The sequence below is a fragment of the Paralysiella testudinis genome (assembly GCF_016894345.1).
Classification (GTDB): Bacteria; Pseudomonadota; Gammaproteobacteria; order Burkholderiales; family Neisseriaceae; genus Paralysiella; species Paralysiella testudinis.
The window spans coordinates 2,481,742-2,504,362 of record NZ_CP069798.1 but is presented as its reverse complement, the minus strand read 5'-3'; the positions used below and the strand labels follow the sequence as shown (position 1 = coordinate 2,504,362).

Sequence of the window (22,621 nt, the reverse complement as noted above, 5' to 3'; positions counted from 1 at the left end):
ATGGAAAGGAAGCTGTGATGAATATTGGGCTTAGAGCAGTATCGGTGGTGGTGTTGCTGAGTATTTCGGCAGGGGCGCATGCCAGGATGTATCAATGCGGCGAGGATATTGTATATTCTAATGGCCAGCAGGGCATAATGCCGCGCTGGTGCGAAACCTACGAACCGCCGCCGCCGCCCACCTACAATTGGTATGGTGCACTGGCCATGGACGAGCACGGCATGGCTTATGGTATTTATACCGCGCCGGGCGGTTTTATCAGCAGCAAGGCGGTGATTAATCCGCGCGCGGTCAAAGAATGCGAAGCGGCCAAGCCGTTTAGCCCCTGTAAGGTGGTGGCCACGGTCACCGGTGGCGTTTTGGTGCTGGTGTGGGATGCGCAACAGGGCAAGGCGTTTTGGGCCACCGGCGATGACGAAGACCAGGCACAGCAAAAAGCGCTGGCTCAGTGTGGCAGCAGCAGCTGCCAGGTTGCCGCCACCATTATCTCCCCCCGGGGTACGCTTGATAATGGGCAGGGTTCCGGCCGCCACGGCTGGCTGCCCGGCGATAATCATGCCCTGATCACGGCGATTATGCAGCGGCAAAAGTGTCTTTTTCAATACCCAAGTGGGTTTGAAAACGTTTGGTTTTGTGACCACTAGCGCCAGCTACACGCAAAAACAAGACGCACAGCGAAGCGCCGAAGAACTCTGCCGCGCCGGTGGCCAAGGTGCGTGCACGGTTTTGCAAACCTTTGCCGATACTTGCGGTGCGGTGGCCTATGCCAAATACCAAGGCAAGCCGCAGTATTTCACCGCCACCGATGCCGATCCGAAGCAGGCGGAGCAAAAGCATTCCGGCAGTGCGTTGCCAAATTTGGTGACAACGACTGCTACTACTTCGATGCACAATGCGCTGGCTTGCAATACGGCGAGCGCCCGGCATATTATGCCCCGCCCTCCGAGAAAGGCATTGCCGACCAAAAGCGTTGGATGCAGCAGGAATTGGAACGATGGCCAAAAATAGGCGAAGCTACGCGCCGTTAAAACACCGTAGGGGCCGCTGGTGTGCCGGTGGTGTTGGTGGCGGTGCCGTATTTCACCACCGGCGCGCTGTTTGGCCGCTTAAGCGACCACCCGCTGTATGCCGAATTGGCACAAGAATTAAACATTCCCTTGCTGGCTGGTGTGTGGGCGGAAATTTTGGGCGACCCAAAATTGAAATCCGACCAAATCCACGCCAATGCCCAAGGCTATCGTGTGTTTGCAGAGAAAATGTGGGCGTTTTTGCGCCAGCAAGGGTTTGCGGCCTAAAACGCGGTTGATGCTATTGCCGTTAAGGCAAACGGAAAGGAAGCTGTGATGAATATTGGGCTTAGAGCAATATCGATGGCGATGTTGCTGAGTATCTCGGCAGGGGTGCATGCCAGGATGTATCAATGTGGCGAGGATCCGTATTTTTTTAATGGCCAGCTTCAGGGGATGGTGCCGCGCTGGTGCGAAACCTACGAACCGCCGCCGCCGCCCACCTACAATTGGTATGGCGCACTGGCCATGGACGAGCACGGCATGGCTTATGGTATTTATACCGCGCCGGGCGGTTTTATCAGCAGCAAGGCGGTGATTAATCCGCGTGCGGTCAAAGAATGCGAAGCGGCCAAGCCGTTTAGCCCCTGCAAGGTGGTGGCCACGGTCACCGGTGGCGTTTTGGTGCTGGCGTGGGATGCGCAGCAAGGCAAAGCGTTTTGGGCCACCGGCGATGACGAAGACCAGGCACAGCAAAAAGCGCTGGCTCAGTGTGGCAGCAGCAGCTGCCAGGTTGCCGCCACCATTATCTCCCCCCGGGGTACGCTTGATAATGGGCAGGGTTCCGGCCGCCACGGCTGGCTGCCCGGCGATAATCATGCCCTGATCACGGCGATTATGCAGCGGCAAAAAGTGTCTTTTTTCAATACCCAAGTGGGTTTGAAAACGTTTGGTTTTGTGACCACCAGCGCCAGCTACACGCAAAAACAAGACGCACAGCGAAGCGCCGAAGAATTCTGCCGCGCCGGTGGCCAAGGTGCGTGCACGGTTTTGCAAACCTTTGCCGATACTTGCGGTGCGGTGGCCTATGCCAAATACCAAGGCAAGCCGCAGTATTTCACCGCCACCGATGCCGATCCGAAGCAGGCGGAGCAAAAAGCATTCCGGCAGTGCGTTGCCAAATTTGGTGACAACGACTGCTACTACTTCGATGCACAATGCGCTGGCTTGCAATACGGCGAGCGCCCGGCATATTATGCCCCGCCCTCCGAGAAAGGCATTGCCGACCAAAAGCGTTGGATGCAGCAGGAATTGGAACGATGGCCAAAAATAGGCGAAGCCACGCGCCGTTAAAACACCACTTTCTAGGGTCTGTTCACATTTTAGCCGTGCATCAGATTTTGAGCAGAAAAGTCTGCGTTCAAGGCGAAAAGCACAGCAAGGTTGAACACCTTGCGCGCATTTTCAACGCAGAAAGCGGGCTTTTAAGCCAAAATAGGGTCACGCGATGAAATGTGAACAGACCCTAGGCTGCCCGCCATTTCAGGCAGCCTGTATACCCATGCAACACTGAACCAGTCCAGAGGAAAAACATGAACGTAAACAATTTATTCAACCACGGCGAATTTATCGGCCGCCATATCGGCACCAATGCCGCCGACCAAGCAGCTTTGCTGGCTGCTTTGGGCACCAAAGACATCGGCGCTTTTATTGATAGCACCGTGCCGCAAAGCGTGCGTATGCCGGGCAAGCTGGATTTGCCCGCCGCCATGAGCGAAGCCGATGCCTTGGCCAAGCTCAAAGCCATTGCCGCCAAAAACACGGTAAACAAAAGCTATATCGGCTTGGGCTACTATCCCACGCGCCTGCCGAATGTGATTTTGCGCAATGTGCTGGAAAACCCGGGCTGGTACACGGCTTATACGCCGTATCAGGCCGAGATTGCCCAAGGCCGCTTGGAAGCGCTGCTCAATTTCCAACAAGTGTGTATTGATCTCTCCGGCTTGGAATTGGCGGGTGCATCTTTGCTCGACGAAGCCACCGCCGCCGCCGAAGCCATGACCATGGCGCGCCGCGTAAGCAAAGCCAAATCCAACCGCTTTTTTGTGGATGAGCGCGTGTTCCCGCAAACGCTGGACGTGCTGAAAACCCGCGCTGAATACTTTGGTTTTGAGTTGGTGGTGGGCGATTTCGACACCGCCCGCAACGGCGAGTATTTCGGCGCTTTGTTCCAATATGTGGGTCGCGACGGCGATGTGGTCGACCTCACCGACATCATCGCCGCGGTGAAAGCCCACGGTGCGCAAGTGGCGGTGGCCGCCGATGTGATGAGCTTGGTGCTGCTGAAATCGCCCGGTGAAATGGGTGCCGATATGGCCTTGGGCAATACCCAGCGCTTTGGCGTGCCGATGGGCTTTGGCGGCCCGCACGCTGCTTATTTTGCCTTTAAAGACGAACACAAACGCTCGGCACCCGGGCGCATTATCGGCGTGTCCATCGATGCGGGCGGCAAACCGGCCTTGCGCATGGCTTTGCAAACGCGCGAGCAGCACATCCGCCGCGAAAAAGCCAATTCCAATATCTGCACCTCGCAAGTGCTGCTGGCCAACTTGGCCGGGATGTATGCGGTTTATCACGGCCCCGAAGGCGTGAAACGCATTGCCCAACGCATCCATGCCTTGGCTTCGGCCTTTGCCGATGTGGTGGCCGCCAGCAAAACCGGCAACCTCAAAGTGGTGTACAGCCATTTCTTTGACACCGTGCTGGTGGATTGCGGCCCCGGTGCCGATGATATTTATCAGGCAGCCTTAAAACGCGGCTTCAACCTGCGCCGTGTGTCCGATACCGTTTTGGGCGTGGCCTTCCACGAAGAATCGTCGGCCGAAGATTTTGCCGTGCTCACGCGCCTGTTTACCGGCAGCGAAGCCGCCTTGCCGGAAAACATCAGCGGCAAGCTGTCTGCCGAGGTATTGCGCCGCGATGCGATTTTGAGCCATGAAGTGTTCAACCGCTACCACACCGAACACGAAATGCTGCGCTACCTGAAAAAGCTGGAAAACAAAGACTTGGCGCTGAATCACAGCATGATTTCACTCGGCTCCTGCACCATGAAGCTCAACGCCACCGCCGAAATGCTGCCGATTACTTGGCCGGAATTTGCCCATATCCACCCGTTTGCCCCGGCAGAGCAAACCCAGGGCTATCTGGAAATGATTAACGGCCTGCAAGCGCAGCTCAAAGCCATTACCGGCTTCGACGCCATTGCCATCCAGCCCAACTCCGGCGCCCAAGGCGAATACACCGGCTTGCTGGCCATCCGCCGCTATCATACCGCCAACGGCCAGCCCGATCGCAATGTGTGCCTGATTCCGCGCTCCGCCCACGGCACCAACCCCGCCACCGCACAAATGCTGGGCATGAAAGTGGTGGTGGTGGCTACTGATGAAGCGGGCAATGTGGACATGGCCGATTTGCAAGCCAAGGCCGAGCAGCACAAAGACCAGTTGGGTGCCTTGATGATTACCTATCCGTCTACCCACGGCGTGTTTGAAGAAGGCATTCGCGACATTTGCCGCATCATCCACGAGCATGGCGGCCAAGTGTATATGGACGGCGCCAATATGAACGCGCAAGTGGGTATTATGCAACCAGCCGAAGTGGGCGCCGACGTGTTGCACATGAACCTGCACAAAACCTTCTGCATCCCGCACGGCGGCGGCGGCCCGGGCATGGGCCCGATCGGTCTTAAAGCCCATCTGGCGCCGTTTGCCCCCAGCCATGCCGTAGCACCGGTGGCCGGTGCCACCGCAGGTATGGGCGCCGTATCTGCCGCGCCGTATGGCAGCGCCAGTATCTTGCCGATTACGTGGATGTACATCACCCTGATGGGCGGCGAAGGCCTGCGCCAAGCCACCGAAGCGGCTTTGCTCAATGCCAACTATATCGCCCAAGGCCTGAGCGAAGACTACCCTGTGCTCTACACCGGTAAAAACGGCCGCGTGGCGCATGAGTGCATCATCGACTTGCGCCCGCTCAAAGCCGAAAGCGGCATTACCGAAGTGGACATCGCCAAGCGATTGATGGACTACGGCTTCCACGCCCCCACCATGAGCTTCCCCGTGGCCGGCACCTTGATGATTGAGCCCACCGAAAGCGAAAGCAAAGCCGAGCTGGATCGCTTTATCGCGGCGCTCAAACAAATCAAAGCCGAAGCGCTGAAAGTACAACAAGGCGACTGGCCGGCAGACGACAACCCGCTGGTGAACGCCCCGCACACCGCGCAAAACATCGCCGGTGAGTGGAAGCGCGCCTACAGCCGCGAAGAAGCCGTGTATCCGCTGTCTTGGGTGCGCGACAACAAATTCTGGCCCAGCGTGAACCGTGTGGACGATGTCTACGGCGACCGCAACCTGATTTGCTCTTGCCCCAGCATCGACAACTACGAAGACTAATCGGCTGTGTATTGGCTAAAAGGCTGCCTGAAAGGTTTCAGGCAGCCTTTTTTACTGTCAAATGAATCCGGGCAGTGCTTTTTAATCTTAAGCCTGAAGGGAATGAAGCAGCGATGCACGGCTTAAGGTATTCATATCCGTTTTTCTTTTATTGAGTCAAATATTGAATCAAAAAATACCAAAACAGAACAGGGCTTCAGGCTAGCTGAAAGCCCCGTTCTGTGCAGCTAAAACACCATTTAGGCCAATAGCCGCAGCAGGCTGCGTGCCAGTGCCGAGAGCATGGCCAAATCGGTTTGCTCGTAGGCTTGCATGGCGTGAATTTGCTGGCTGGCTTTGTCGAGTATGTTTTCCAATTCGGCGCGCGCGTGGGCATTGCCGTCGCTGGCGAGCCATTTTTCGGTGGCCAGCAGGTGCAGGGTTTGGATGTCTTCGCGCACCGCCAAACAGGCTTGGTTTTGCCATTGGTTGTGGCGCGGCAAGGCGGCGATGGCGCGGTAGAGCCAGCCCATGCTCAGCTTTTCCGATAAGGCAAAATAGGCTGCGGCCACTTCGGTCAGGCTGCGTTGCTGCTGTTGTGCCAAATCGAGAATGGCAATGCTGTTTTCGGCAAACGGCAGCCGCGCCAACAGGGTGATGTCATCGTCGCCCAATACGCCGAAGCTGCGCAGCTTGGCTTCTTCTTTTTGCACGCTCGGATGGGCGTTGGTGCCTACCCATTGCGGCAGTTGTTGCAGCAGCTGTTGTACCGGGGCGCGGTAGCGTTCGATAAAGGCGCCGATGTCGCCAAACGGGCGTTTGTGGCTGAGCAGCTGGCGTGCCACGCGGTTGAGCAGGCGGGCAAAGGTGGCCATCAGCTGCATTTGCTCTGCGGCCGGAATGCGGTTGTCGAGTGCTTCGATTTGGGCAAAGCGCGCTTCGCCGTCAAACAATTCGCTGGCAATCCAGTAGGCACGCACCACTTCGGCCACGCTGGCGTCCATTTCGGTGCTGAAACGCTGCACAAAGCTGATGCCCATGCGGTTAACCACGCGGTTGGCCAACTGGTTGGCGATGATTTCGCGTTTGAGGTAATGGCTGCCCATTTTGTCGGCATAGCGCTGTTGCAAGGCGGTGGGGAAATATTGGGTGAGCACCGGCATAAAGTTGGCGTCGTCGGGCAAGTCGCTTTCCAACAATTCGCTTTGGCAATGAATTTTGCTGTAAGAGAGCAATACCGCCACTTCCGGATTGGTCAAACCTTGCTGTGCCAAATCGCGTTGCTTGATTTCGGCATCGTTGGGCAAGAATTCCAGCTTGCGGCTCAAACCGGCGTGTTCGCGCAGGAACATAATCAAATCGGCATGGGCGTGCAAAAAGGCGTGTGGGTTGAGCTGGTTCATGGCCAGAATCTGCGTTTGCAGATAGTTGTTGCGCAGCACCAGCGCGGCCACGTCGTCGGTCATCTCCTTGAGCAATTCGTTGCGTTCAGGCAGCGTGAGGCGGCCTTGCTGCACTTCGGCGCCGAGCAGGATTTTGATGTTGACTTCGTGGTCGGAGCAATCAACACCGGCGGAGTTGTCGATGGCATCGGTGCAGCAGCGCCCGCCTGCTTGCCAGTATTCGATGCGGCCAAGTTGGGTGGCACCGAGGTTGCCGCCTTCGCCCAATACTTTGGCTTTGATGTCGCGTCCGTCTACGCGCAAGTCGTCGTTGGCGCGGTCTTGTGCCTGGGCGTGGGTTTCGGTACTGGCTTTAATGTAAGTGCCGATGCCGCCGTTGTAGAGCAGCTCTACATCGGCTTTGAGCAATTCGTGAATCAGTACGCTGGGCGGCAGGCTGTCGGCATCGGTGCCCAGCCACGCTTTTACTTCGGGGGTGAGTTTGATGCTTTTTACATTGCGCTCGTATACGCCGCCGCCCTCGGAAATCAGGGCGGGGTCGTATTGATCCCAACCGGCCACGGCGTTAAACAGGCGCTGGCGCTCGGCAAAGCTGGCGGCGGCATCCGGATTGGGGTCGATAAAGATATGGCGGTGGTTGAAAGCGGCTTTAAGGCGGATGTGGCGCGAGAGCAGCATGCCGTTGCCGAACACATCGCCGCCCATGTCGCCAATGCCCACCACGGTGAAGTCTTCGTTTTGAATGTCTTTACCCAAGTGGCGGAAATGGCGTTTTACCGATTCCCATGCGCCGCGGGCGGTGATGCCCATGCCTTTGTGGTCGTAGCCGGCGGAGCCGCCGGAGGCGAAGGCGTCATCCAGCCAGAAGCCGTGTTTTTGAGCAATGCCGTTGGCCACATCGGAGAAGCGGGCAGTGCCTTTGTCGGCGGCCACCACCAGATAGGGGTCGTCTTCATCGCGGCGCTTCACATCGGCCGGCGCGATAATATCGCCTTGTTTGAGGTTGTCGGTAAGATCCAGCAGGGCGTTGATGAAAATTTGGTAGCAGGCCACGCCTTCGGCGGCATAGGCTTCGCGCTCGCTGGGCGGTGGCAGTTGTTTGCACACAAAGCCGCCTTTGGAGCCGTGCGGCACAATCACGGCATTTTTCACCATTTGCGCTTTCACCAAGCCCAGCACTTCGGTGCGGAAGTCTTCCATGCGGTCGGACCAGCGCAAGCCACCGCGCGCCACTTTGGCACCACGCAAATGTGTGCCTTCCACGCGCGGGCTGTAGACCCAGATTTCAAACAAAGGATGCGGCTTGGGCAGAAAATCGATTTGCGCCGAGCGGATTTTGAAGCTGATGTCTTGCTTGGGGCAGCCTTGGGCATCGTTTTGCCAGAAATTGGTGCGCTCGATGGCCAAAATCACCGTCATAAAGGCGTTGAGAATACGGTCTTCATCCAGGCTTGGCACATCGGCCAATTGGGTTTTAATGGCTGCCTGAAGGGCGGCGGCGCGGGTTTCGTCGGCATCGGCCGGATGCAGGCGGGCGTGAAACAGCGCCACCAAATTGGCCACAATGGCGCCGTGGCGCATTAAGCATTGCTCCACATAGGGCTGGCCAAACGGCAGCGTGGCCTGTTTGAGGAATTTGGCCAAGGCGCGCACCAGCACGCTGTCGCGCCAAGCAATCCCGGCGGCGGCCACCAAGGCATTGAAGCGGTCGTTTTCCACCCGGCCTTGCCATACCGCGTCCAAGAGCGCGAGGATGTTGTTGCGGGTGTTTTCCTGATCAATAAATTCGGCACTAAGGCCTTCGGGCAAGGACAGGCTGAAATGGCTTAAGCCCACCACATCGCCGCCGCTGCGGCGGATGCGGTAGGGCACTTCGGCATACACCGACAAGCCGAGATTTTCAATGATGGGCAGGGTTTTCGATAAGCTGGGGCTGGCACCATTGAAGTACATTTTTAGCCAATAGGGAGCGATGGTGTTGTCGGGCTGCAAACCCATGCGCATGGCGGTTTCGCCTTGTTCGTCCAGGGTTTGGATGGTGCGGATGTCGTCCAGCGATTCGGCCGGGCTGAAGCTTTCGCGGTAGCCGGCGGAAAAGGCGTTTTCGTAGGGGCCGGTTTGTTCGGCACTCAAGCCTTGTTGGGTGGCCAGTTGCTGCCAGTCGCTGTGCCAGCCGCGCACCATGGTGTTGATGTCTTGTTCTAGCGCGGCGGTGCTGAAGTCGGGCAGGGTGGAGGCGTGGGTACGAAACATAAAATGCACCCGTGCCAAGGGGCTGTCGCCTAAGAGCTGTACCGCAAAATCGCTTTCGCTAGAGGCAAAAGCTTCGGCCAGATGGCGGCGCACGCGCTGGCGCAGCTCGGTGTTGAACTGTTCGCGCGGCAGATAGGCGATGGCGCTCACATAGCGCTTGAAGTCGTCGGTGCGGGTAAACAGGCGCACACGTGGGCGCTCGTTGAGCGACACCATGCCGCTGGCGGTGTCGGCCAAGGCTTTGGCGCTGATTTCAAACAATTCGTCGCGCGGGTAGGTTTGCAGCACGAAATGCAGCATTTTGTCTTTGTAGCTGCCGCGGATAAAGTCGCATTGCTCTACCACATATTGGCTTTTCTGACGCAGGATGGGGATGTCCCATACGCTGGACAAATAGGCTTGGGCGGTGTAGAGGCCGATAAAGCGCCATTGCCCCACCACATTGCCCAAGGCGTCAAGTTTTTGGATGCCCACCAAGTCGTAGTAGGCATTGCGGTGGATGTTGGCGCGGCGTTGCGATTTGTTCAGAATCAGCCGTTCGCCTTCGAGCCAGGCTTTTTTGTCGGCCGCATTCAGGGCGGAAAAACCGGCGGAATACGATGCGTTGCGGCGTCCGGCCAAAACGCCTAAGCCGCTGTTTTCGGCTACCTGAAGCTGGATTTCACCGGCGGCATCGCTCACCACGTTGTATTCACAAAAGCCCATAAACAGATAGTGGTTGTTGGCCATCCATTCCAAAAACGCCACGATTTCGGCTTGATCCGAGCGGCCTTCGGTGATGATGTGCTGGCGGATGTGGTGGATTTTTTCGCGCATGGCCGCTTCGTCGTTTACCACCGCGTAAATGCCGTTGAGCATGTTTTGCAGGGCATCGGCCAAGGCTTGTGCTTGCTGTTCAGGCAGCGTTTGCAGGCTGATTTGAATTAAAGACTCTTTGCCTTCATCGCTGCTTTTGCTGCGCAGCCATTGTTTGACGGCGCCTTTTTCATCGCGCCGGGCGGTAATCACCGGGTGCACAATCCAGTTGAGGTGGGCGTCTTGCTTGTTGATGTTCAAAATGGTGGAGTCAATCAAAAACGGCATGTCGTCGGCCACCATTTCAATCACGGTGCTGCAGGCGGCAAATTCGGCATCGGCACCCTGTTGCAGGCAGCGCAAGCGTGCTTGGCCGCGCTGGCGCGGCTCGCTGGCAAAGCGGTAGTGATCCAGCGCCCCGGCCAGCAGCTGCGGCAAGGGGTAGCCGCTTAAATCGCCAATGTCGGCGTCTTCGTAGTAATACTGTAAAAACTGGCCGAAGTCGGCGGGCAGGTTTTGGTTTTCGGCCAGTTGTTGCAGTTGGCTAATCAGGGTGTCGATGGGATTCATGGCAGTGTTTTCCTGTTGCGAATATAAGGATATTGCTTATGCCTTATGTGTTTAACATAAAGTGAAATCATGCGTTGCAGGCCAAAATTTGACGTGTCAACGCCATCTTTGTGCCGCTGTGCAGCACAAAGATGGCGTGTTGTTGTCTACCATACTGGGTTTGTTGCTCTACAGCAAGCAGGGCTTGTGTTGCGATGCAATAAAAGCCTGCCGATAGGCGTTCAGGCAGCGGTGCTTAAAAACAGCTTATAGGCCGCGTTGTCGGTGTGCTCGTGGTGGCTGTAGCCTAGGTTGTCTAGAAAAGCGGCAAAAGCGGCATGGTCGGCCGGGGGAACGTCTACGCCCACCAGCACGCGGCCATAGTCAGCGCCATGATTGCGGTAGTGAAATAGGGTGATGTTCCAATCGGACTGCATGTGGTTGAGAAAGCGGCCTAATGCGCCGGGGCGCTCGGGGAATTCAAAGCTGATTAGGCGCTCGTTGGCCACTTGATTGCTGCGGCCGCCCACCATATAGCGGATGTGGATTTTGGCCATTTCGTCGTGGGTTAAATCCAAGGCGGGCAGTTGGGCTTGGTTGAGCTCGGCGGCGATTTGCTGCAAGTCGTCGGCACCGGCTGCCTGAATGCCCACAAAGATGTGCGCTTGGCGGCTATCGCCGTAGCGGTAGTTGAATTCGGTGATGTTGCGGCTGCCCAGTAGGTCGATAAAACGGCGGAAGCTGCCCGGCTCTTCGGGAATGGTGACCGCAAAAATACCTTCGTGGCCTTCGCTGATTTCGCAGCGTTCGGAAACATGGCGCAGGCGGTGGAAGTTCATATTGGCACCGCTGGCCACGGTGATTAAGGTTTGACCGCTGCATTGCTCGCGCGCAATATAGGCTTTCAAACCGGCCAATGCCAAGGCGCCGGAAGGCTCGGTAATGCTGCGGGTGTCGTCAAAAATATCCTGGATGGCGGCGCACACGGCATCGGTGTCCACCAAAATGATTTCATCGAGCAAATCGCGGCACAAGGCAAAGGTTTCTTCGCCCACCAGCTTCACTGCGGTGCCGTCGGCAAACAGCCCCACGTCTTTGAGCATCAGCCGTTCGCCGGCATGGATGGATTGCCGCATGGCACAAGCGTCGTCGGTTTCCACGCCGATGATTTTGATTTCCGGGCGCACGTTTTTGATAAACGCGGCCACGCCGGCGGCCAAGCCACCGCCGCCGATAGGCAAGAAAATGGCGTCGATGTGTTTGGGGTGCTGGCGGATGACTTCCAGGCCGATGGTGCCTTGCCCGGCAATTACATCGGGGTCGTCAAACGGCGGGATATAGGCTAGGCCGCTTTGTGCTACCAATTCCATGGCGTGGTCGTAGGCGTCGTTATACGATTCGCCGGCCAGCACCACATTGCCGCCGCGTTTTTTTACCGCATCGATTTTGATCTGAGGCGTGGTTTTGGGCATCACAATGGTGGCTTGGCAGCCCAGGCTTTGCGCCGACAAGGCCACGCCTTGTGCATGATTGCCCGCGCTGGCGGTAATCACCCCTTTTTGCAGTGCCGCTTCAGGCAGCTTGGCCATTTTGTTGTAGGCACCGCGGATTTTGAATGAAAACACCGGCTGCAAGTCTTCGCGCTTAATCCAGATGCGGTTGTTTAAGCGGTCGGACAGGTTGCGGGCGTAATCCAGCGGGGTTTCAACGGCCACATCGTAAACCGATGCGGTGAGAATGCGGGTGAGGTAATGGGCGTGGGTGTTTTTCATGAGGATAGGAACTGTTTTGGTTGCACTGCATCAATGACAAGCAGCCACAATAACGCGCACCTTGCCGATGTGCAAGCAAAATCAAGTTAAACGCTTAGCAAGCGTGGCTTGAGCGGCTATAATTCTGCCCTTTACCCCAGCTGCAGACATTCGTGCCTGCGGTGCAAAACCCAAAAAATGGATTGCCGATACGCCATGAGCATGATTAAAAACGTTGCCGCCCTAAGCCTGATTGCCATCACCGGCATGGCTGTGGCCGCCACCGTGCCGCAGCCGCCCGAAGTGGCTGCCGCTGCCTATATTATTGAAGATGCCCAAAGCGGCCAAGTGCTGGCCAGCAAGGGCCTGCACGACCAAGTAGAGCCTGCCTCGCTCACCAAGCTGATGACCGCTTACCTAAGTTTCAAAGCCCTGAGTGAAGGGCGGCTGAAGCCCGATCAAATGCTCACCGTTTCCGATAAAGGCTGGCGCAGCGAAGGCTCGCGCATGTTTTTGGACCCCAAAAAACCGGCCAGTGTCGACGATTTGCTCAAAGGCCTGATTGTGCAATCGGGCAACGATGCGGCAGTTACTTTGGCCGAAGCCATCGGCGGCAGTGAAGAAGGTTTTGCGCAAATCATGAATGCCGAAGCCAAACGCTTGGGCATGACCAACACCCATTTTGACAACAGCACCGGCTTGCCCGGGCCGCAACACCTCACTTCGGTGGCCGATTTAGCCATCTTGGCCAATGCGATTATCCGCGACTATCCGCAGTACTACCCGATTTACTCGCTTAAATCTTTTGCCTACAACAACATCAACCAGCCCAACCGCAATCTCTTACTCTACCGCGACCCGAGCGTAGACGGCCTGAAAACCGGCCACACCAGCAGCGCGGGCTATAATTTGGTGGCGTCGAGCAACCGCAATGGCCGCCGCGTAATTTCCGTGGTGGTGGGCACCGAAAGCCCGGAAGCGCGCGCCACTGAAAGCAGCAAGCTGCTCAACTGGGCGCTGCAATTTTTTGATACGCCCAAGCTTTATAATGCCAACGAATCGATTACCGATGTGAAGGTGTATAAAGGCAAAAGCAGCACCGTGGGCGTGGGCTTTTTGCGCGATGCTTATGTGAGCGTGCCGCAAGGCAGCGCCAAAAATCTGAAGCCGGTGCTGGAAACCGTGCAGCCAGTGGTGGCGCCGATTGCCAAAGGCCGTGTATTGGGTACGCTGAAGCTGATGGATGGCGAACAAGTCGTAGCCGAAAAAGAAGTGGTGGCATTGGCTGATGTGCCGGAAGCGGGCTGGTTTGGCCGCTTGTGGGATGGCTTGGTGCTGTGGGTGAAAGGCTTGTTTGCCTGATTTGCCTTGGTTGAATACACAAAACCGCTTTCAGGCTGCCTGAAAGCATGATTCATGTTCAGGCAGCCTTTTAATTCATTCAAACCAAATTCTTTAAAGCTGGATGGTTTTGCTTGATGGCGGCAATCCGGCAGTCGTAATGACGCATGCGTTGCAGTGAATGGATAATCAAATACGCCGAAAAAGCCAACAGCGACAAATTCACCCCGCTCACCAGCGCCAGCGGTAGCCACACATCGGAAATGGTGTACATTTTGGAGGTGGCAATCAGCGCGCTGAAAATCGACAGCGGCAAAGCCAGAATGGCAATGCCGGTGCGCATCACCGACAGCGCCGTGCGCTTTTCCGACAGCAATAGCTGGATTTGATTGATGCTCAGAATATCGGTTTGGGTGCTCATGATGTGCTTGGTTTCTATGGTTTGAATGCAATGATAAACAAGGCTGCCTGAAAGCGAAGCTTCTGTGAAGCCAAAAGGCACTTTCAGGCAGCCTGATTGGGTTTAATTATTTTTTGATTTCTTTTTTCCATTCCTCGCATTGCTGCTCGCTTTGGCTTATAAGTAAATCGGCGGTTTTGCTGCCTTTTTGTTTGCTGACGGCTTCATATTGTGCTTCTACGGTTGTTTTCCATACGTCAATGGCCTTGTCGACATCGCCATTGCCTTGGCGCAGAACCGCTTTTAAGCGCATTGTGGTTACCATACTGAGTTGTTTTTTTTGAGCATCGTCCAAAGCGGCAAAGCCCTTTAAAGCATCAACGCAACTGGAGGGCAGTTTGCCGCCGCCGCAAGCCGTTAGAGAAAACAAAGTGGCCAAAATTAGCGCTGTTTTTTTCATTATGATGTCCTTGTCAGGTGAGTTTTAAGGGAGTGCAGGCGCTTTTGTTAATACAGAAAAAGTACATGCAGCAGAAGTATATTGTTTTTTTTTTTTGTAATGTCAATATCAATTTAAATATTTAATAAATAACGAAGCTTGAATAAGCCGATTGAGCTTGAATACACCATCTTCCGTATACAGGCTGCCTGAAAGAATAAAAACATCATTGTAATTGGTTTTATAGGGCATTTATTCGGTTTTGCCGCCCAAGCACATCGGCAAATTGGCTATAATTGTTCAGAAGTTGATGATGTTTCAGGCAGCCTAAAGCATCAGCAGGCTCGTTCTTACACCATGATAAAAACATTAAAACCGCAAGGGAATTTAAGGAACCGCCATGACCGAAACCATTGAACGCGACAGCATGCAATACGATGTGGTGATTGTGGGCGCCGGCCCCGCCGGGCTCAGTGCCGCCATCAAGCTCAAACAGCTGGCAGCGCAAGAAGAGCGCGACATCAGCGTGTGTATTGTGGAAAAAGGCTCCGAAGTGGGGGCGCATATTTTGTCCGGCGCGGTGATTGATCCCAAATCGCTCACCGAATTGCTGCCCGATTGGGCGGCGCTGGGCGCACCGCTCACCCGCAAAGTCACCTCCGACCGCTTTGAATACCTCACCCGCGAAAAAGCCATTAAGCTGCCCACACCGCCGAGCTTTCACAACGAAGGCAACTACATCATCAGTTTGGGGCTATTGTGCCGCTGGTTGGCCGAGCAGGCCGAAGGCATGGGCGTGGAAATCTACCCCGGCTTTGCTGCCGCCGAAGTGTTGTATCACGCCGACGGCTCGGTGAAAGGCATTGCCACCGGTGATATGGGCATCGGTAAAGACGGCCAACCCACCGACAGCCATCAGCCGGGCATGGCCTTGCTGGCGCAACAAACCATTTTTTCCGAAGGCTGCCGCGGCTCGTTGAGTAAACAACTGATTGAACGCTTTGCCTTGGCTAAAGACAGCCAGCCGCAAACCTACGGCATCGGCATTAAAGAATTATGGGAAATCGATCCGGCGCAATCACGCCCCGGCTCGGTTACCCACACCATCGGCTGGCCGATAGACAGCCAAACCTACGGCGGCACTTTTTTATACCATTTAGACGACAACAAAGTGGCGGTGGGCATGGTGGTGGGTTTGGACTATCAAAACCCTTATTTATCGCCGTTTGAAGAATTCCAACGCTACAAAACCCATCCGGCCATCCGCCCCATTTTTGAAGGCGGCCGCCGCATTGCCTACGGTGCACGTGCCCTGAGCGAAGGCGGCATTCAAAGCCTGCCCAAGCTCACCTTTCCCGGTGGTGTATTGGTGGGCGATGCCGCCGGTTTTCTGAATGTGCCGCGCATCAAAGGTACCCACACGGCAATGAAATCGGGCATGTTGGCCGCCGAAGCGGTGTTTGGCGTGCTGGTTGAGCCGCAAGAAGCCTACGACAGCAGCGTTGAAGCCGGCCGCTACCCGGCCTTGTTTAAAGCCAGCTGGCTGTACGACGAATTGCACGGCGTGCGCAATATCCGCCCCGCATTCAAATGGGGCTTGTTCCCGGCCTTGGCCTATGGTGCGATTGACGAATATATTTTCAAAGGCAAAGCCCCGTGGACGCTGAAACACCACGGCACCGATCACGGCAGCCTGAAAAAAGCCAAAGACTGCCAGCCGATTGATTATCCGAAACCGGACGGCAAGCTCACCTTCGACCGCCTCTCCAGCGTGTTTTTGTCGGGCACCAACCACGAAGAAAACCAACCAGCGCATTTGCAGCTGAAAACGCCGGGCGTGGCCATCGACATCAACTACCGCGAATATGCCAGCCCGGAAACCCGCTATTGCCCGGCGGCGGTGTATGAAATCGTGGAAGAAAACGGCCAGCCGCATTTGCAAATCAACGCTCAAAACTGCGTGCACTGCAAAACCTGCGACATCAAAGACCCCACCCAAAACATCAACTGGACGGTGCCGGAAGGGGCGGGCGGGCCGAATTATGCCGAGATGTAAGCCGAAAGGCATCCATAAAAAAATCCCAGCCATTGGCCGGGATTTTTTTATGGATGGCATAGCCAAGAAAATAAATAAATCATACAAGGCGGAACTGATTTACTGGGTGCTTCAGTACCTTAGTTGTTAAGACCCATAATCTTCTGGAATGGATTTTCACGAAACAATTCAGGCTCTAGATTATAGCAATCTTCCAAAGCCTGCCAAGGCGTTTTGTACTTCAACGACCGTAAGGGGCGTTGATGGTTGTAATACAGCAAAAATACCATCAAGTGCCGTTTAAGTTCGTCAGGATGCTCATAGTGGAAGCGTTTGACCGTTACCTCTTTCAGCATCTTGTTGGTAATCTCCACCTGCCCGTTCGTCCATGGATGACGGAATTTCGTGGTACGGTGCTCAATGCCCAAATGCCGGCAAAGCTCGTCAAACGGATGCTCCTTATCAGGCCGTTGTGCTTGGCTCAGCAAGTTGTAGGTAAACTGCGCACCGTTGTCCGTTAGGATATGGGTGATTTTAAACACACAATCTTGTTGTAGGTTGCGCAGAAAAGAAACGGCGGTTTTCTGCGTCATACGCGGATGAAGTTCTGCATAAACATATTTGGTTTTGCGGTCGATGGCGACAAACAGGTACAGCTTGCCGGTTTCACAACGCACCTCGGTGATGTCGATATGGACAAAGCCAACCGGATATTGTTTGAATGTTTTTTACCTTTTTGGCCATCGGATTCATTCTTGGGTAAGCGCGACAATCCGTGATGTTGCAAGCACCGGTGCAGATTGGAGCGGCTCAGCTTTGGAATATTGGGCTTGAAGATGATATACAGCTCGTCCAATGACAGCCGCAGATGTCGCCGGACGGTACAGATTGCCTGCTGCTCCAATTCGGTCAACACGCTGGGGCGGGTTTTGGGGCCGGACTTTTTATCTTCGACCGAATCTGCGTGTTTCCAGTAGAGAACGGTTTTGAAATTAATATTGTATTTTTAGCTAACGCTGCGATGCTCTCTTCAGACTCTTGTATTTCTTTTCTGATTCTAGGCGTAGTCTTGGCGTTACCATGCAATATGCTTGCCATAAGTCGGTCTCTTTTAATTGGGGTAATGATACTCCATAAAATTCAGGGACTAAACACTTAGTAAATCGTTCTCTTTGAGCTGAGCCGCAGACAGTACAAGTGGTACGGAACAGATTTTTGTTGGTGCTTTAGCACCTTACAAAATCGTTCGCATAGCGCTAAGGTGAGCCAACGCTGTAGGATTATTTAGTTTCTTTGCTATATTACTGTTTTTCGCGGAAAAAAGCATAAGTGACATCATGAAACAAATCGGTGTGCGGGCTATTGTCGTATTGCAATTCGGCCAGCTCGTCTTCAAACGCCAATTGAATCGACTCCACTGCTTCTTGGGCGATTTCGGCGGGCAGGGCGCGAATCAGGCCTTTTAAAGCCGTGGCCAGCACACGGTTTTGCATGCGCAGCACTTCTTGTGCTTCTTCCAGATAATCCAGTTTTTGTTCGTTTTCGCTCATATTGCGCTCCGTGGCATCGGCATCAAAGAGCCGCAGTTTACCATGAAGTGGCGCAACTGCCGCTCAAGGCTGCCTGAAATATAAAGCGCAGCTACGGTTAGGCGGTATGCCGTAACCGTATCGATGTAGGCTATAATCCGCCCATTAAGACAAGGCAATATTATTCAGGCAGCCATTATTTTAGGCCGGCGCAACAAGCCAACAGTAGGAGGCCATTTTGAATCAAAAACCATTACACAGCCAAAGCATGGTGTTTACGCTGGAAGAAGACGCACCGGTGGCACACGGCAATACATCTTCTAGTACGCATCATGCCCATACCGATGATGACACCGCCGACTGGGAGCGCCGTCTTGAGCGCCTGCGTCAAACCAAACAGCGGCAAAGCAGCCCCACCTTGCCGATAGACGATATTTTTGCCACGACATCGGTGGTGGCCGCGAGCGGCAGAAGTGCCATCCGCCGCGATACTCGCCATCATCCCCAAGCTGCCGAACGCACACCGGTGGCCGAGCCTGCGCCCGAATTACTCGATCCGGTGCAGCGCGAACGGGTATACCGCGCCTATTTGCAACAATGGCAACACCAAACCAGCTTGGCCGCCGAGCAGCAACAAGCCGCCTTAAACGACACCGCCGTGCTGTTGCAAGAAGACTGGCTGGCGGCGCAGGAATGTTTGCAATATGCCAGTGCCGACACACCCGCCGGCTGCGTGGTGCGCTTGAATGCGCAAACTGAGGAAGCCGAAATTTTATCGGCACCGGCGCAGCTCGAAACAGCGCCACCTGAAGCTGCGCAACACCAAACAGCGGCTGCGATGGCTGAAGCATCTGAAAACACCAGCACCGCCGCATCTGCCGTTGCCCCGATTGAGGTTCATCTGCATGTGATTGAGCCGCAAGGCGTGCATGGCCGGGCGGTGCTGTGTTTGTCGGAAACGGATTTACTGGCGCGGCTGGACGAAAAGCTGCGTCCGCATTTGGCCGATGCCATGGCGGGCATGGTGCGGGTGGCGGTGCAAAAGCAAACCGCCCAGCTGGTGTCGCAATTGCAGCAGCAACTGTTGGCGGAAATACCGGCCACGGTGGCAGAAGTGCTGCAACACAACTTGGCGCACATCATGCGGCAAATCAAGCAGGAGCAATCGCGCTAATGGCGCGCGGCTTGTCAATTTTCTGTCACACTCGGTGCGTATAATGCGGGTATTTACTTGTCAATGATGATGGGATTACGGTATGTCCGAACATATTTCGAGCCAGTTTAATATCGAACTGGAAAACGTGCGCACCGCAGTGATGCAAATGGGCGGCATGGTGGAAAAGCAGCTCACCGACACGCTAAACGCCTTGCTGGGCATGCAAGGGGCGGAATTAAAGCCGGTAATTGAGTCAGACAGTGTCATCAATGGCATGGAAGTGAAAATCGATGAAGAGTGCCAATTGATTATTGCCCGCCGCCAGCCCGCCGCCGGTGATTTGCGCTTGGTGCTCACCGTGAGCCGGGTGATTGTGGACTTGGAGCGCATTGGCGACGAAATCAAAAAAGCCGCGCTCAAAGCACATGAGCTTATCGACCATTCGCGTGCCGTGGCCAGCGATTTTTATGATTTCAACCGCATGTGCGGCCAAACTATCCCCATGCTGCGCCGTGCGCTGGACGCCTTTGCCCGCATCGATACCTCCGCTTTGCTGGAGTTGATTGAGGCCGACAAACAGCTGGATCACGACTACCGCAGCAGCACCCGCAGCCGGGTAACCTATATGATGGAAGACCCGCGCACCATCAGCACCTCAATCGATTTGATGTTTATGAATAAAGCCATCGAACGCGTGGGCGACCATGCGGTGAATATTGCCGAGCATGTGGTGTACTTGGCCAAAGGCATCGACGTGCGCCATACCAGCGTGGAAGTGGTGAAAGAGGCCTTGTCGGATAAGAAATAAGCATAAAAGGCTGCCTGAATATTGGTAAATAATGTTCAGGCAGCCTTTTGATTTTTATGATTTTTACTGATTAAAAAATAGAATTGGTATAATATGCAGGCTGCCTGAATGTTTTGATGGCTTTCAGGCAGCCTTTTTTAATGCTTGTTTTGATTAAAAGCCTTGCCATGCATCTAACCCAACAAACCGACTATGCCTTGCGCGTGTTAATTTACGCCGCCATCAACAACGAGCGGCTGGTAAACATTGGCGAAATTGCCGCAGACTATGCCATTTCCAAAAGCCATTTAATGAAAGTAACCACCGCGCTGGTGAAAGGTGGCTTTCTCGAAGGCATTCGCGGCAAGGGCGGCGGGCTGCGGTTGGCGGCTGCCACACATGAAATCAACATCGGCGCGGTGGTGCGGCATATGGAGCCGATGCAGATGGTGGAATGTATGGGGCCTGGCAACAGCTGTCTTATTACGCCCAGCTGCCAGCTGGCCGGCATGCTGGCTGGTGCTACGCGCGCATTTTTACAGCATTTGGATGGTTTTACCTTGGCCGATTTAATCAATAACGCCACCATCGCCATCCTCTACCGCTCAGCGCCTGCCGCCAAACCGCCCCACGGCGCTATTTAATGGCCAAGGCTGCCTGAAAGCGGGATGTTGATGCTGGTAATTAGACAAAACAATAAATTTAGACAAACAGGCTGCTGATTTTATCAGGCAGCTTGTTTTTTTGTCTAAAAAGCCGTATATTTGGCACTGTTCTGCATGTTATAAAAAATAATTTCAATAATTTTAGACAAAAGGTCTACTATGCAACTGGACATTGACCGCTTGATTGCCTATTTTGGCGGCGTGAACGCCTTGGCAGACGCCCTGAAGCAACATCACCCGCAAGACGCCACCAGCACCGCCGCCATCTACAAATGGCGCACCCGCAGCTCGCTGCCGCTCAACCAATTGCAAAAGCTGATTGCCTTGGCCGAAGCACAAGGCCGGCCGCTGGATTTAAATGCCTTTATGCAGCAGCAAACCACCCTGGAGAAAAAAGAAATGACCGGCAACAATCGCGTAATCATATTCGACACCACCTTGCGTGACGGCGAGCAATCGCCCGGCGCGGCGATGACCAAAGAAGAAAAAATCCGCATTGCCCGCCAGCTGGAAAAACTGGGTGTGGATGTGATTGAAGCCGGTTTTGCCGCCGCCAGCCCCGGCGACTTCGATGCCGTAAACAGCATTGCCAAAGTGATTCAAAACGCCACCGTATGCTCGCTGGCGCGTGCCAACGAGCGCGATGTGCGTGCCGCCGGCGAAGCGGTGGCACCGGCGCCGCACAAGCGCATCCACACCTTTATTGCCACCAGTCCGCTGCACATGGAGCACAAGCTGAAAATGAAACCGCAGCAAGTGCTGGAAGCGGCGGTAAACGCGGTGCGCATTGCCAAAGAATACACCGACGACATTGAATTTTCCTGTGAAGATGCGTTGCGTTCCGACATCGACTTTATGGCGGATGTGTGCAGCGCCGTGATTGCCGCCGGTGCCACCACCATCAACATCCCCGATACCGTGGGCTATTCCATTCCCTTTCGCACCGAGGCGTTTTTTCGTGAATTAATCGGCAAAACCCAAGGTGGCGACACTGTGGTGTGGTCGGCACATTGCCACAACGATTTGGGCTTGGCGGTAGGCAATTCGCTGGCGGCGGTGCAGGCCGGTGCCCGCCAAGTGGAATGCACCATCAACGGCTTGGGCGAGCGTGCGGGCAACGCCAGCTTGGAAGAGATCGTGATGGCGCTGAAAACCCGCCACGATATTTTCGGCTTGGAAACCGGCATCGACACCACCCAGATTGTGCCCACGTCTAAATTGGTGTCCACCGTTACCGGCTATCCGGTGCAGCCCAACAAAGCCATTGTGGGCGCCAACGCCTTTGCCCACGAATCAGGCATTCACCAAGACGGCATCCTTAAATGCCGCGAAACCTATGAAATCATGTCGGCCGAAAGCGTGGGCTGGAGCGCCAACCGCCTCACTTTGGGCAAACTATCCGGCCGCAATGCCTTTAAAACCAAGCTGGTGGAGCTGGGCATTGAGCTTGGCAGCGAAGAAGCGCTCAATGCCGCCTTTGCCCGCTTTAAAGAGCTGGCCGACAAAAAACGCGAAATTTTCGACGAAGATCTGCATGCACTGGTGTCTGACGAAATGATTAATTTGGCGCAAGAGCGGTATAAATATGTGTCGCTGAAAATCCACAGCGAAACCGGCGAAGCGCCGCAAGCCGAAATCGTGTTCGGCATCGACGGCCAAGAGCAACGCGCCGCCAGCCAAGGCTCCGGCCCCATAGATGCGGTATTTAAATCGATTGAAAACGTGGTGGGCAGCCAGGCCGAATTGCAGCTCTATTCAGTGAACGCCATTACTGCTGGCACCGAAAGCCAAGGCGAAGTCACCGTGCGGCTGGCACGCCAAGGCCGGATTGTGAGCGGGCAGGGTGCGGATACCGATATTCTGGTGGCCAGCGCCAAAGCCTATTTGTCGGCATTGAATAAACTGGAATCGGCGCCAAACCGCATCAAGGCGCAAGGCGATATTTGATTGTGGCAAGACAAACAGCGTGAATAAAAGGCTGCCTGAAACTTTCAGGCAGCCTTTTTATGGTTTGGTGCAGCTAAAATATTGGCGTTATGGTTGTAGGGTGCAATGCGGTATGCTTATTGCCCCCTGCCAAG

At 54.9% G+C, this 22,621-nt stretch carries 16 protein-coding genes and 1 pseudogene; 11 read left to right on the top strand and 6 right to left on the bottom strand.

Going from position 1 to position 22,621, the window contains the following annotated elements; genetic code table 11:
• Positions 1-137: 137 nt before the first annotated feature.
• From JQU52_RS12755 to gcvP, 5 genes and pseudogenes are all read left to right on the top strand, one after another.
• Positions 138-644, top strand: coding sequence for a DUF4189 domain-containing protein (locus JQU52_RS12755; RefSeq protein WP_230338845.1), 507 nt, complete (start codon positions 138-140; stop codon positions 642-644).
• Positions 634-1,008 (top strand): DUF4189 domain-containing protein, encoded by a 375-nt coding sequence (locus JQU52_RS12750; protein ID WP_230338844.1) that lies wholly within the window; start codon positions 634-636, stop codon positions 1,006-1,008. Before JQU52_RS12755 ends, JQU52_RS12750 begins: the two co-directional genes overlap by 11 nt.
• 44 nt (positions 1,009-1,052) lie before the next feature.
• A pseudogene (locus JQU52_RS12745) lies at positions 1,053-1,295 on the top strand (arylesterase); the annotation flags it as partial.
• 48 nt (positions 1,296-1,343) lie between these two features.
• Complete coding sequence (locus JQU52_RS12740) at positions 1,344-2,360, top strand: DUF4189 domain-containing protein (protein WP_230338842.1); 1,017 nt, start codon at positions 1,344-1,346, stop codon at positions 2,358-2,360.
• Positions 2,361-2,599: 239 nt separating this feature from the next.
• Positions 2,600-5,458 (top strand): aminomethyl-transferring glycine dehydrogenase, encoded by a 2,859-nt coding sequence (gene gcvP / locus JQU52_RS12735; protein ID WP_230338841.1) that lies wholly within the window; start codon positions 2,600-2,602, stop codon positions 5,456-5,458.
• 239 nt (positions 5,459-5,697) lie between these two features.
• Here the strand turns inward: gcvP and JQU52_RS12730 are convergent, their stop codons facing one another.
• Together JQU52_RS12730 and ilvA are read right to left on the bottom strand one after the other, a co-directional pair.
• Positions 5,698-10,458 (bottom strand): NAD-glutamate dehydrogenase, encoded by a 4,761-nt coding sequence (locus JQU52_RS12730; protein ID WP_230338840.1) that lies wholly within the window; start codon positions 10,456-10,458, stop codon positions 5,698-5,700.
• A 221-nt stretch (positions 10,459-10,679) separates the two neighbouring features.
• Positions 10,680-12,209: a threonine ammonia-lyase, biosynthetic gene (gene ilvA / locus JQU52_RS12725; protein ID WP_230338839.1), complete on the bottom strand. Its 1,530-nt coding sequence runs from the start codon at positions 12,207-12,209 to the stop codon at positions 10,680-10,682.
• A 246-nt stretch (positions 12,210-12,455) separates the two neighbouring features.
• Between ilvA and JQU52_RS12720 the strand changes: the two genes are divergently transcribed.
• Complete coding sequence (locus tag JQU52_RS12720) at positions 12,456-13,550, top strand: D-alanyl-D-alanine carboxypeptidase family protein (RefSeq protein WP_379061873.1); 1,095 nt, start codon at positions 12,456-12,458, stop codon at positions 13,548-13,550.
• Positions 13,551-13,629: 79 nt separating this feature from the next.
• Here JQU52_RS12720 and JQU52_RS12715 read toward each other — a convergent pair whose 3' ends face one another.
• Both JQU52_RS12715 and JQU52_RS12710 read right to left on the bottom strand, forming a co-directional pair.
• Positions 13,630-13,950 carry a hypothetical protein gene (locus tag JQU52_RS12715; protein WP_230338837.1) on the bottom strand — a complete coding sequence of 107 codons (321 nt, stop codon included), beginning with the start codon at positions 13,948-13,950 and terminating at the stop codon, positions 13,630-13,632.
• A 106-nt stretch (positions 13,951-14,056) separates the two neighbouring features.
• Entirely contained in the window at positions 14,057-14,389 is a 333-nt protein-coding gene (locus JQU52_RS12710) for a hypothetical protein (protein ID WP_230338836.1), read from the bottom strand.
• A 379-nt stretch (positions 14,390-14,768) separates the two neighbouring features.
• Between JQU52_RS12710 and JQU52_RS12705 the strand changes: the two genes are divergently transcribed.
• Positions 14,769-16,424: an electron transfer flavoprotein-ubiquinone oxidoreductase gene (locus JQU52_RS12705; RefSeq protein ID WP_230338835.1), complete on the top strand. Its 1,656-nt coding sequence runs from the start codon at positions 14,769-14,771 to the stop codon at positions 16,422-16,424.
• Between the two features lie 119 nt (positions 16,425-16,543).
• Here JQU52_RS12705 and JQU52_RS12700 read toward each other — a convergent pair whose 3' ends face one another.
• Together JQU52_RS12700 and JQU52_RS12695 are read right to left on the bottom strand one after the other, a co-directional pair.
• Positions 16,544-17,095, bottom strand: coding sequence for a DDE-type integrase/transposase/recombinase (locus tag JQU52_RS12700; RefSeq protein WP_328301379.1), 552 nt, complete (start codon positions 17,093-17,095; stop codon positions 16,544-16,546).
• A 609-nt stretch (positions 17,096-17,704) separates the two neighbouring features.
• On the bottom strand, positions 17,705-17,953 hold the full coding sequence (locus JQU52_RS12695; RefSeq protein ID WP_230338833.1) for an NGO1151 family protein: 249 nt from the start codon (positions 17,951-17,953) through the stop codon (positions 17,705-17,707).
• 217 nt (positions 17,954-18,170) lie between these two features.
• On the opposite strand from JQU52_RS12695, the gene JQU52_RS12690 reads away from it, so the two are divergent.
• The 4 genes from JQU52_RS12690 (at position 18,171) to JQU52_RS12675 (ending at position 22,487) form a co-directional block, all read left to right on the top strand.
• Positions 18,171-19,106: a hypothetical protein gene (locus tag JQU52_RS12690; RefSeq protein WP_230338832.1), complete on the top strand. Its 936-nt coding sequence runs from the start codon at positions 18,171-18,173 to the stop codon at positions 19,104-19,106.
• 82 nt (positions 19,107-19,188) lie between these two features.
• Entirely contained in the window at positions 19,189-19,896 is a 708-nt protein-coding gene (gene phoU, locus JQU52_RS12685; protein ID WP_230338831.1) for a phosphate signaling complex protein PhoU, read from the top strand.
• Positions 19,897-20,063: 167 nt separating this feature from the next.
• Positions 20,064-20,519 (top strand): RrF2 family transcriptional regulator, encoded by a 456-nt coding sequence (locus tag JQU52_RS12680; protein WP_230338830.1) that lies wholly within the window; start codon positions 20,064-20,066, stop codon positions 20,517-20,519.
• Between the two features lie 180 nt (positions 20,520-20,699).
• Positions 20,700-22,487, top strand: a complete 1,788-nt coding sequence (locus JQU52_RS12675) for a 2-isopropylmalate synthase (RefSeq protein ID WP_230338829.1) — start codon at positions 20,700-20,702, stop codon at positions 22,485-22,487.
• The last annotated feature ends 134 nt before the right edge of the window (positions 22,488-22,621 follow it).